Here is a 10,004-nt window from a genome sequence, read left to right as displayed (position 1 = left end):
TCGGCGAATTTGGACAGAAACACTGCCGCGGTGATGCTGCCGCCGTCTGGACCGCCGATGTTGGCCAGATCGGCAAAATTGGATTTAAGCTGTTCCTGGTATTCTTCCCAGATCGGCATGCGCCAGAGCATGTCGCAGGCGGTTTCGCTAGCGCCCAGCAGATCGTTGCACAACTTGTCGTCGTTGCCGAACAGGCCGCTCGGCACTCGGCCCAACGCGACGATGCAAGCACCGGTCAGCGTGGCCATGTCGATCACCACGTCGGGATTGTATTTTTTGGCATAGGTCAGCGTGTCGCACAGAATCAGGCGGCCTTCGGCATCGGTATTCAGCACTTCGATGGTTTTGCCGGACATGCTGGTCAAAATGTCGCCCGGTTTGTTGGCGGCGCCGTCCGGCAGGTTTTCCGAGGACGGGATCAGGCCAACAATGTTGAGCGGCAAATTCAATTGGGTGACCGCCCGCAGAATCCCTAACACACTAGCCCCGCCGCACATGTCGTACTTCATTTCGTCCATGCCTTGGCCGGGCTTCAGCGAAATGCCGCCGGCGTCGAAAGTCAGGCCCTTGCCGACCAGCACGATGGGCTTGTGGCTACTGTCGCCGCCCTGATAGTCCAGGCAAATCAGCTTGGCCGGCTGGCGGCTACCGCGCGATACGGCCAGGAACGAGCCCATGCCCAGCGCTTCCATGTCGTGCTCTTCGAGAATTTGGCAGGTCAGCTTGTCGTGTTGGCCGGCCAACGCCAAGGCCTGCTCGGCCAGATAAGTCGGCGTGCAGACGTTGCCCGGCAAGTCGCCGAGCGATTTGGCCAATTCGACGCCGGCCGCGATCGCCGCGCCTTGTTGCAATCCGGCTTCGGCCTGGGCGTGTTGTGCTTCACTGGCAACGATGGCCAGTTGTTGCAACGGAATCTTGTCGTCGACCTTTTTTGTCGCGCTGTATTGGTAAACGCCGTCGCCGAACAGTTCCACGATTTGCCGGGCTTTCCATTGCACGTCGCCGGCTTCGACGTCGATGTCCAGCAACGCGGCGGTCGCGGCCTTGACCTTGCTAGCCTTGATCGCGCCGACCGCGGCGATCAGCGCCTTACGGAACTGCTTGCGGCCGATTTTGCCGCGCTCGCCGAAGCCGACCAACACGAGACGTTGAATACCGCCTTCCGGCAAATGGTTGATTAACAGTGTTTCGGCGTTTTTCCCCTTGATGTCGCCCCGGCCGATTAGTTTGGAGAGCAGCCCGCCGAATTGTTGGTCTAGCGCCGTCGCGGCCGGGCCGAGTTGTTGGTTTTCGTAGAGGCCGACCAGCAGGCAGTCGCTTTGCAGTTTGTCTAGGGGAGCGCTTTCTATAAAATAGTCCATTGCGATAGGTCGTGGGTGTCTTGGATTGAAGGGGATCGCCGAGGCGCGGCCGGGTTCGCCGGATTATACCTTAGAAAATCAGGAGTGCGTTGTTGAGCAATTTGCGAGCTTTACCCAGTGCCGGCCGGCCGTTTCGGCTATTGACGGTGCTGGACAAAATGATCGTCAAGGAGTTGTTTTTGACGGTCGGCGGCGTGTTGACGGTACTGGTGGTAATTATCGTCAGCCGCAAGTTCATCCGGGTGTTGGCTCAGGCCATCGAGGGCAACATCGCCAACGAGACGGTATTGACCTTGTTGGGTCTGAAAATCGTGTTGGCCGCCAATGCCTTCCTGCCCGCATCGCTGTTCATGGCGGTCCTGATGGTGTTGGGCCGGATGTACCGGGAACAGGAGATGGCGGCGATCGCCTCCGCCGGCGGCAGCGTGTTCACCATTTACCGCGCGGTATTTCTGTTGGTCGTGCCGCTGAGTCTGGCCGGCGTGGCGCTGTCGATGCTCGCGGCGCCCTGGGCCGAGGCGATGAGCGAAAAACTGATGCACCAGGATAGGCAGGATGCCGATATTCGCGGTATTTCAGCCGGCCGCTTCAGCGAATACAGCGACGGCGAGTTGATCTTTTACACCGAGAACGTCGACAAGGACGGTCGGATGCACAAGGTCTTCGTGCAAAACAAGCAGGGCGAGCGCACCGGCGTCGTCAACGCCGAGACCGGACGTTTGGCATTTTTACCCGGCGGGCTATACCTGATACTGGAAAACGGCGAGCGGGTGATGGGCCAGCCCGGTAACCGGGACTTCACGATCGAAAAATTCGGCGAATACGCGGTCTTGGTCGAAAAGAAAACCACCGAACTGGTGTTGGGCAGGGAGGCGGTAGCGACCGAAGATTTGTGGTCGTCTCGGGAGACGCGCGATGTCGCCGAATTGCAGGATCGCTTGAATACGCCATCCGGCGTCATCCTGTTGGCGTTCTTGGGCGTGCCGCTGGCCCGGCTTTCGCCGCGCGGCGGTATTTACGGGAGCATGATGGTCGCTTTCGGCATTTATTTCGTGTACGGCAACTTGCAACGGGTCAATCATAGCTGGGTGGTCGGCGGCAAAGTGCCGGGCTGGCTTGGCTATTTTTGGGTGGACGCCCTGTTGTTGACGGTCGGTTTGCTAATGCTGGCTCGACTCTATGGCTGGCGCTGGCTGTGGGAAACCGTAAGGGGGAAACTGGCATGATCAATGTTCTGACTTGGTATATCGTCAAGGAAATCGTCAAGGGTTCGTTGATTGCGGTGTTGCTGTTGCTGACTTTGTTTAATTTATTTAGCTTTAGCGACGAGCTGAAAGATTTAGGCCAGGGCAATTACGGGCTGAAACAAATTTTGTGGTTTTTGACCTTGACCTCGCCTCGGGTGTTTTACGAATTGGTGCCGTCATCGGCATTGCTCGGCAGCTTGTTCGTGGTCGGCTCCATGGCGAACAATCGTGAAATCGTCGCGATGCGCGCCGCCGGCTTGTCGATTGCCTGGATCATCCGCTCCATCATGTTGGCCGGCTTAGTGTTGGTCAGCGTCGCGGTCGCGGTGGGCGAATTCGTCGCGCCGACTTGCGAGAAGGCCGCGCAGGTCTTGAAAACCACGGCCTTGCATGACGGCGTCGTGATGCGCTCTTTATACGGTATGTGGCTGCGCGAGGGCGACAGCTTTATCAATGTCCGTAGATTGCAAGATGACGGTACCTTGGCCGATATCCGGATTTACGACATCGACGACCAGCACCACGTGAGTCGAATCACCCAGGCCGAGCGTGCCCAATTTCTAGGCAATAAACAATGGAAGTTGGAAAACGTCCGCTATTCTGAAATCGGCCAACCGCGAATTTTGGCCGGCGCCCAGCCTGAACAGGCCTGGACTTCGGGCATCGATTCGGATTTGCTGAAAGTTGCGGTCGTCAACTCGGATAATTTATCGTTGTACGATTTATTTATGTACATCGACTTTCTGAAACAGAACAGTCAGAAGTCGCAGAGTTACGAACTGGCGTTCTGGAGTCGTTTGATTAACCCGTTCGTGACCTTCGTGATGCTGATGGTGTCGGCGCCGTTCGTGATCGGCATAGGCCGAGGTACCAGCACCGGTGCCAGGGTGATGGTAGGTATCGTGATCGGGATGACTTTCAACATCTTCGACCGGATCGCCGGTCATGTCGGCTTGGTTTACGACATGAATCCGATGTTAATGGCGATGTTGCCGAGCGCCGTGGTGTTTTGCGTGGCTTCGTTGGCGGTGTGGCGAGTCAGCTAGCGGTGGGCGGAAGCGAAAGGGCGGAGGATTCCGCCCCGGGCGGCATTAGCTTACTTGTGGGTCATGAACAAATAGAGAAATTTACATTTCAGCGTCATATCCTTGCCGTCCAGTTCAACGACCGAACAGTCTTCGTATTTTTCGCGGCCGGGCGTGATTTGTTTTTTGATCACACCGTTTTCGATACTGTATTTAATCGGAATGGTCATTTCGCCGATGCCGCTACGCGCATCTTCGCCGGTAGTAATCAAGGTGCCGTCTTTTTGGAATTCCCAGGTGACCTGCAAGGGTTTCCTTTCTCTGTCCAGCGCGAGCGCTTCGGCGGTAACTTGCCATTTTCCGATGAGTTTAGAGTTATCTTGCAGTTGCACGTCGGCATCAGCGGCGGTCGAGATCAATGCGCCAAACAGTGACAGGGCTATTGTTATAGTTTTCATTCTGGACTCCCGGACTAGGATTGGTGTGAGGCGCGAATATAGCACATCCGTTTCGGCATTATCCCGGGCCGTCCAGAAAAAACAGGCGGGTGCCGGATAGCCGGTCGTGCCAGGCCAAGCCTTCCTTGTCGATCAAACACCACGCAAAGCCCAAGCCAAAAATTGCCCATGACAGCAGGCCGCCAATAAAGCGCACGCCGGCCCGCCGCCATCCCAGTTTGCCGCCGGCCTTGTCCGCGACTCGAATTTTCCAGGCCTTCAAGCCGAGCGTCTGGCCGCCATGCGTCCAAAACCAACCGTAAAAACCGAACGCCACGGCCAACAAATACAGCGGATAAAAATATTGGCCGCTGTTAAAGGCTTCTCCGGCATTGAACGGCAGAATCAGCGCGGTTGCGACAAACCAGATGGCCAACAACAGGAATCCGTCGTAAAACACGGCGGCCATGCGACGCAAAAAGCCCGGTGTCGCGGCTTTGGCGGCACCGGGCTTAGCGGTTTCAAAAAGATCGTGACGCAATTATTTTTCGAACAAAGCCAGCTTCTGGCCCATGTACATGCTCATGCCGACCAGACAGCCCAGCATGACCAGCGAAAACAAGAAAGGCGGCCGGTGAAACACCAGCAATGCGAAATCGGCCACGAACAAACTGGTGAACAAGGGTTGGTCGATAAAACCATTTAATATCTTCTTAAACATACGCTCCACGCTCCGAAGTAAATTGCCCGCCGCCGGAGCCCGGACAACGAGGACAGTCATCGATATTATTTAGTATCGCCGCCACTCGGCGAGTCTCTGAATTCTACCTATAAAGGTAGGGATTGTAAAAGAAAGCGCTCGATTGAGCATGAATCTGGCTCGGTGTTATGATAAAGGTGCCCGGCTGGCTCCGATCCTGCTTGATAGCCTTCGACCCGCCGCCACTTAAAACTTTAGGGATAGAGCCATTTTTAGTTTTTTCAGAAGAATTTTCTCGCCGCCCGGCACCGCTGTCGAAGCGGCTCCAGTCGCGCCGCATTCCAGTAATGCCCCGAGAATATACGCGCGAGCCGAACATTGCATCTCCAGAGCGCAAATCAGCGAAAATGCGTTGAAGGTATTGTTGCGGCTTAAAAAAGCCGATTTCGAAGCTTATTTGGTTGGCGGATGCGTCAGGGATTTGCTTTTAGGCCGGGAGCCGAAAGACTTCGATGTCGCGACTAACGCCAGCCCCGAGCAGGTTAAGCAGATCTTTCGCAATTGCCGAATCATAGGCAGGCGCTTTCGGTTGGCTCACGTGTTTTTCGGTCGGGAAATTATCGAAGTGGCAACGTTCCGAGGCTCGGAGGCCGAGGCGCCCGATCAGCAAGTCGTTCACGAAGATGGCCGCTTACTGCGCGATAATGTGTTCGGTACGTTGGAGGAAGACGTCTGGCGGCGGGATTTTACCGTCAACGCGCTCTACTATAATATCCGAGATTTTTCGGTCGTCGACTTTACCGGCGGCATGAGTGACCACTCGGCCGGCGTCTTGAAGCTAATTGGCGATCCTCAGCAGCGCTACCGGGAAGATCCGGTGAGGATGCTGCGCGCGGTGCGCTTCGCGGTCAAGCTGAGTTTCAGCTTGCATCCGGATACCGAGCAGCCGATATACGAACTGACGGATTTACTAAAAAGTATCCCTTCCGCCCGCTTGTACGACGAAGTGTTGAAGCTGTTTTTGGCCGGCTACGGTGTGCAAACCTTCGAAATGCTGCGCCATTACGGCTTGTTTGCGATTTTGTTTCCCGACACCGATCGCTGTCTGGCCAGTCAGGAGCAGGATTTTCCCCGCTTATTCGTGATCCGAGCGCTGGAAAATTCCGATGCGCGTTTCAATGACGGCAAGACGCTGACGCCGTATTTTCTGTTGGCCGCATTATTGTGGGAACCACTGACCGTATCGGCCCAACAACGCATCGACCACGGCGAAAACGAAACGCTGGCTTATCAAAACGCCGCCAACGAGGTTTTGGGGCGGCAAGTCAAGATTACCGCAATGCCGCGCCACATCACGCAGTCGATCCGCGACGTCTGGTTTTTGCAACAGAAATTCACTCGCACCGTAGGTTCTCGGCCGTTTCGTTTGCTCGAACAACCCAAATTCCGCGCGGCCTACGATTTTCTGCAGTTGCGCGCCGAAACCGGTGGCGCCGATCCGGAACTAGTGGCCTGGTGGACGGGCTTTCAGGAGGCCGACGAGGACGAACGTCATCGGATGACCGCACCGCCCAAGGGCGGCGGTAAACCCAGGGCAAGAAAAACAGGCCGCTACCGCTCCCGTTCCAAACAACCCAATTCGCAATGAGCCTACCCGTTGGTTATAGGGAAGCCTATATCGGCCTGGGCAGTAATCTGGAAGACTCGGTAGCTCACGTCACGCAGGCCAGAGGCGAGATTGCCGAGCTAGCCGAGGTTGTCGAACTGGGTTTTTCGGCCTTGTATCGCAGTTTGCCGGTTGGACCGCAAGATCAGCCTGAGTATGTCAACGCGGCGATGCGGATCGCCACCGCGCTGCCGGCCATCGATTTACTGCGCCAATTGCAAGCCATCGAAAACCGCCACGGCCGGGTGCGTGGGCAGCGCTGGGGCGCTCGAACCCTGGATCTGGATCTGTTGCTCTACGATGCCCAGATCATCGAACAACCGGATCTGATCGTACCGCATCCCGAATTGGCCAAGCGTGCCTTTGTCCTGTATCCGCTGGCGGAGCTTTCAGTACCGGATTTGACGGTGCCCGGTCTCGGCTCGCTGGCCGAACTGATGAGCCGCTGTCCGCCGGACGGGTTGACCCAAATCGATTCATGACCCTGTACGGCGAGACCACCAAAATGTTGACGGTCAGCGATCTGGCGGCAATGAAACGCGCCGGCGAAAAGATTAGCTGCCTGACCGCGTACGACGCGAGCTTCGCGGCGGTGCTCGATAACGCCGGCATCGACGTGCTGCTGGTTGGCGATTCGTTGGGCATGGTCGTCCAAGGCGAAGCGAGTACGTTGCCGGTGACTATCGACGACATGGTCTACCACGGCCGCTGTGTCGCGAAAACGCGTCGCCGAGCATTTTTGATCGTCGATCTGCCATTTGCCAGTTACGCACTGCCCGAGCAAGCGCTGAACAATGCCGCGCGGCTAATGCGCGAGAGCGGCGCGCAAATGGTCAAGCTGGAAGGTGCCAAGCCTGCCATCGTTGCCTTTTTGGTCGAGCAAGGCATCCCGGTTTGCGGACATCTGGGCCTGCTGCCGCAATCGGTCAACCGACTGGGTGGGTATCGGGTGCAAGGTCGGGACGCCGATCAGGCCGAGCGGATCCTGGCCGACGCCGAGGCGCTGGAACAAGCCGGCGCCGGCGCCCTGGTGTTGGAGTGCGTGCCGGCCGAGTTGGCCGAGCGCATCAGTCGGCGGTTGGCGATACCGGTAATCGGCATCGGCGCGGGCGCGGCTTGCGACGGCCAGGTGTTGGTGTTGTACGATATGCTCGACATCGGCGCAGGCAAACGGCCGCGTTTTTCGAAAAACTTCATGGCCGGCGCGGCCGGTATCGCGGATGCGGTCGGCCGCTACCACGCCGCCGTCAAATCCGGTGAATTTCCCGGTTCCGAGCACGCCTACTGATCATGCAAACCGTCGATCGCATCGAAGCATTGCGAATGCTGCTGAAACCCTGGCGCCGGGCCGATTTGAAAATCGCCTTCGTCCCGACGATGGGCAATCTGCACGCCGGACATCTCCGGCTGGTCGAGGCTGCCCGCCGTCATGCCGACAAGGTTGTGGTCAGTATTTTCGTGAATCCGACCCAGTTCGGTCCGACCGAAGATTTTGCCAGTTACCCGCGCACCGAAGCCGACGACTCGGCCAAGTTGAGCGAAGTCGGCGCCGATCTGCTGTTTCTGCCCGGCGTCGCGGAAATCTATCCGCGGGCTTCCCTGACGACTATCTCGGTTGCCGGTTTGTCGACCATCCATTGCGGCGCGAGTCGGCCCGGCCATTTCGACGGTGTGGCGTTGGTTGTCTGCAAATTGTTGAACATGGTTCAGCCCGATCTGCTGCTGCTTGGCGAAAAGGATTTTCAACAATTGACGCTGATTCGGCGCATGGTGGCCGATCTGAATCTACCGGTGGCAATCCAAGGTGTCGCTACGGAGCGGGACGACGACGGCTTGGCGCTGAGTTCGCGTAACGGCTATTTGACGGCACCGCAGCGCGCTAGCGCGCCTGAGTTGTACCGATGTTTGCGGGCCGCTGGAGATGCGATACAGCGCGGCGAGCGCGATTTTGCCGGGATAGAAGCCGCCCAGTCGCTACGCCTGACACAAGCCGGGTTCGTGGTGGATTACTTTACGATTTGTCGCGCCGCCGATCTGGCGCCCGCCACTTCCGGCGACATGGATCTGGTGATTCTTGCCGCGGCCAAACTCGGCAATACCCGCTTGATCGACAACCTGGTTTGTCGTTCAAATGGTTGACGAGACAAGGCTTTCCGGCGATAAAGCCAATGCCGATATTTGATAGCCCGTTCAATTTCAGGCATAATCGCCATCCCTGTCTTCGAACTTGTTTACCATGCAAACCATCATGCTTAAAGCCAAGTTACACCGTGCGCGGGTAACGCATTCAGAACTGGATTACGAAGGATCCTGTGCGATTGACGGCAAGATTTTGGATTTTTCAGGGATTAGGGAATACGAGCAGATCCATATTTACAACGTCAATAATGGCGAACGCTTCACGACGTACGCGATTCGCGCTCAGGACGGCTCCGGTATTTTTTCGATCAACGGCGCGGCGGCTCGTTTGGCGTGTCCCGGCGATCTGATCATCGTCGCGGCTTACGTCAGTCTCGACGAAAAAGAGTTGAAAAACTATCAGCCGACGCTGGTGTATTTCGACGGCAATAACCACATCAGCCATTCCAGCCACGCCATTCCTGTACAAGCCGCATAACGTAAAAGCAACCGCCGCATTGCGTCGGCGGTTGCCGAAGGGTTTTACGCTTCCGATACGTCGATTTCGCTGACTTTCTCGGTTAGCGTGATGCTTTGTTCTATCGTCACCAAAACTTTCTGATAGCCGATGCGCTTGTTACTGTTGATCAGTAGCGGCGCTTTGATAGACCCCTTGATGGTCGGCTTGCCGTTTTCCTGTTCGTTATCCTTGTGCAGTAAAATCAAAATCAATAAATCGTCGCCTTCCTCGATCTTCAACAGCGCTTCTTCGTCGTCGGTCAGCGTGAAGTTGTAATTGATGTTGAAATGGGCCGGATGCGCGACCGAGAATGTCAATTCCGCGTTATCCACCGCTTGCAGCCAATAAACGATTTCGCTGCCTTCCTGATGAAACAGCTTGAAACGGGTTTGATCCTCGAAGCCAGGAATACCGCGCGGAAAGGTGATAATGGTGTCCGGATTGATGTCTTGGTTGCCTAGCAATTTCGATTGAATTTCCATGATCCCGCCAGTTTCTATTGAAGCCTTCTGAGCGGCTTCGTTGATAAATGCCCCAAGTTATAGCATGTAACCGGTGATTTGCAATCCTTACCGGGAGACTTGCCTTGCGCAAACGACTATTCCGGCCTAAAATCGCCTTCCCTCTTTCAGGTGTCCTGGACCGTATGGTCCGGCTTAAACAGGAAGTCGGTGAGCCGGTGTCATCCACCGTTCATGCCGACGCTGCCCCCGCAACGGTAGATAAGTCAAGAATTGCGAACAAGCCACTGTGCGATTGCGCATGGGAAGGCCGCAACTTCAGGCCGCTAAGGCCGCTTATGAGCCCGGAGACTGGCCCGAAAGATCATTCGAGACAGCGGAGGGCTGTTTACGGAATGGTCGCAGCTTGTCTACGCCTTTTTCGTGCCCCGTTCTCCTCTGTCGTTTTTATACCCCGAATGCGCGGTGG

At 56.4% G+C, this 10,004-nt stretch carries 13 protein-coding genes and 1 riboswitch; of the genes, 7 read left to right on the top strand and 6 right to left on the bottom strand.

The features are described from left to right. Positions 1–1,361 (bottom strand): leucyl aminopeptidase (locus A1355_RS07350; RefSeq protein WP_064026491.1); only part of this gene is annotated, 1,361 nt, incomplete at its 3' end. Between the two features lie 92 nt (positions 1,362–1,453). On the opposite strand from A1355_RS07350, the gene lptF reads away from it, so the two are divergent. Further along, on the top strand, positions 1,454–2,587 hold the full coding sequence (gene lptF / locus A1355_RS07345) for an LPS export ABC transporter permease LptF (protein ID WP_064026539.1): 1,134 nt from the start codon (positions 1,454–1,456) through the stop codon (positions 2,585–2,587). Further along, complete coding sequence (lptG, locus tag A1355_RS07340; protein ID WP_064026537.1) at positions 2,587–3,654, top strand: LPS export ABC transporter permease LptG; 1,068 nt, start codon at positions 2,587–2,589, stop codon at positions 3,652–3,654. The genes lptF and lptG overlap by 1 nt, the downstream gene beginning before the upstream one ends. Positions 3,655–3,704: 50 nt before the next feature. On the opposite strand, the gene A1355_RS07335 is transcribed toward lptG, so the two are convergent. From A1355_RS07335 to A1355_RS25095, 4 genes are all read right to left on the bottom strand, one after another. Then, positions 3,705–4,091 carry a hypothetical protein gene (locus A1355_RS07335; RefSeq protein WP_064026488.1) on the bottom strand — a complete coding sequence of 129 codons (387 nt, stop codon included), beginning with the start codon at positions 4,089–4,091 and terminating at the stop codon, positions 3,705–3,707. 58 nt (positions 4,092–4,149) lie between these two features. Continuing rightward, positions 4,150–4,611 (bottom strand): RDD family protein, encoded by a 462-nt coding sequence (locus A1355_RS07330; protein WP_269454748.1) that lies wholly within the window; start codon positions 4,609–4,611, stop codon positions 4,150–4,152. Beyond that, a complete protein-coding gene (locus A1355_RS07325; protein WP_064026486.1) occupies positions 4,612–4,791 on the bottom strand; it encodes a hypothetical protein in 180 nt (59 codons plus the stop codon). A gap of 103 nt (positions 4,792–4,894) precedes the next feature. Next, a complete protein-coding gene (locus A1355_RS25095; RefSeq protein ID WP_157197782.1) occupies positions 4,895–5,149 on the bottom strand; it encodes a hypothetical protein in 255 nt (84 codons plus the stop codon). A 33-nt stretch (positions 5,150–5,182) separates the two neighbouring features. Between A1355_RS25095 and pcnB the strand changes: the two genes are divergently transcribed. The 5 genes from pcnB to panD all read left to right on the top strand — a co-directional run bounded on the left by pcnB (position 5,183) and on the right by panD (position 9,053). Further along, a complete protein-coding gene (gene pcnB, locus A1355_RS07320) occupies positions 5,183–6,418 on the top strand; it encodes a polynucleotide adenylyltransferase PcnB (RefSeq protein ID WP_396642964.1) in 1,236 nt (411 codons plus the stop codon). Next, a complete protein-coding gene (gene folK / locus A1355_RS07315; protein WP_064026482.1) occupies positions 6,415–6,918 on the top strand; it encodes a 2-amino-4-hydroxy-6-hydroxymethyldihydropteridine diphosphokinase in 504 nt (167 codons plus the stop codon). Before pcnB ends, folK begins: the two co-directional genes overlap by 4 nt. Beyond that, positions 6,915–7,724 carry a 3-methyl-2-oxobutanoate hydroxymethyltransferase gene (gene panB / locus A1355_RS07310; RefSeq protein ID WP_064026480.1) on the top strand — a complete coding sequence of 270 codons (810 nt, stop codon included), beginning with the start codon at positions 6,915–6,917 and terminating at the stop codon, positions 7,722–7,724. Before folK ends, panB begins: the two co-directional genes overlap by 4 nt. Before the next feature lie 2 nt (positions 7,725–7,726). Next, on the top strand, positions 7,727–8,575 hold the full coding sequence (panC, locus tag A1355_RS07305; protein WP_064026478.1) for a pantoate--beta-alanine ligase: 849 nt from the start codon (positions 7,727–7,729) through the stop codon (positions 8,573–8,575). 97 nt (positions 8,576–8,672) lie between these two features. Next, entirely contained in the window at positions 8,673–9,053 is a 381-nt protein-coding gene (gene panD / locus A1355_RS07300) for an aspartate 1-decarboxylase (RefSeq protein ID WP_064026534.1), read from the top strand. Between the two features lie 44 nt (positions 9,054–9,097). On the opposite strand, the gene fliW is transcribed toward panD, so the two are convergent. Continuing rightward, positions 9,098–9,556 carry a flagellar assembly protein FliW gene (gene fliW, locus A1355_RS07295; protein ID WP_064026476.1) on the bottom strand — a complete coding sequence of 153 codons (459 nt, stop codon included), beginning with the start codon at positions 9,554–9,556 and terminating at the stop codon, positions 9,098–9,100. Positions 9,557–9,687: 131 nt separating this feature from the next. Further along, positions 9,688–9,910: riboswitch (cobalamin riboswitch) on the top strand. Positions 9,911–10,004: the final 94 nt, after the last annotated feature.

It is taken from the genome of Methylomonas koyamae, from assembly GCF_001644025.1.
Taxonomy (GTDB): Bacteria; Pseudomonadota; Gammaproteobacteria; order Methylococcales; family Methylomonadaceae; genus Methylomonas; species Methylomonas koyamae_A.
The sequence above is the reverse complement of the archived record's forward strand: the minus strand, read 5'-3'. Positions and strand labels throughout refer to the sequence as shown.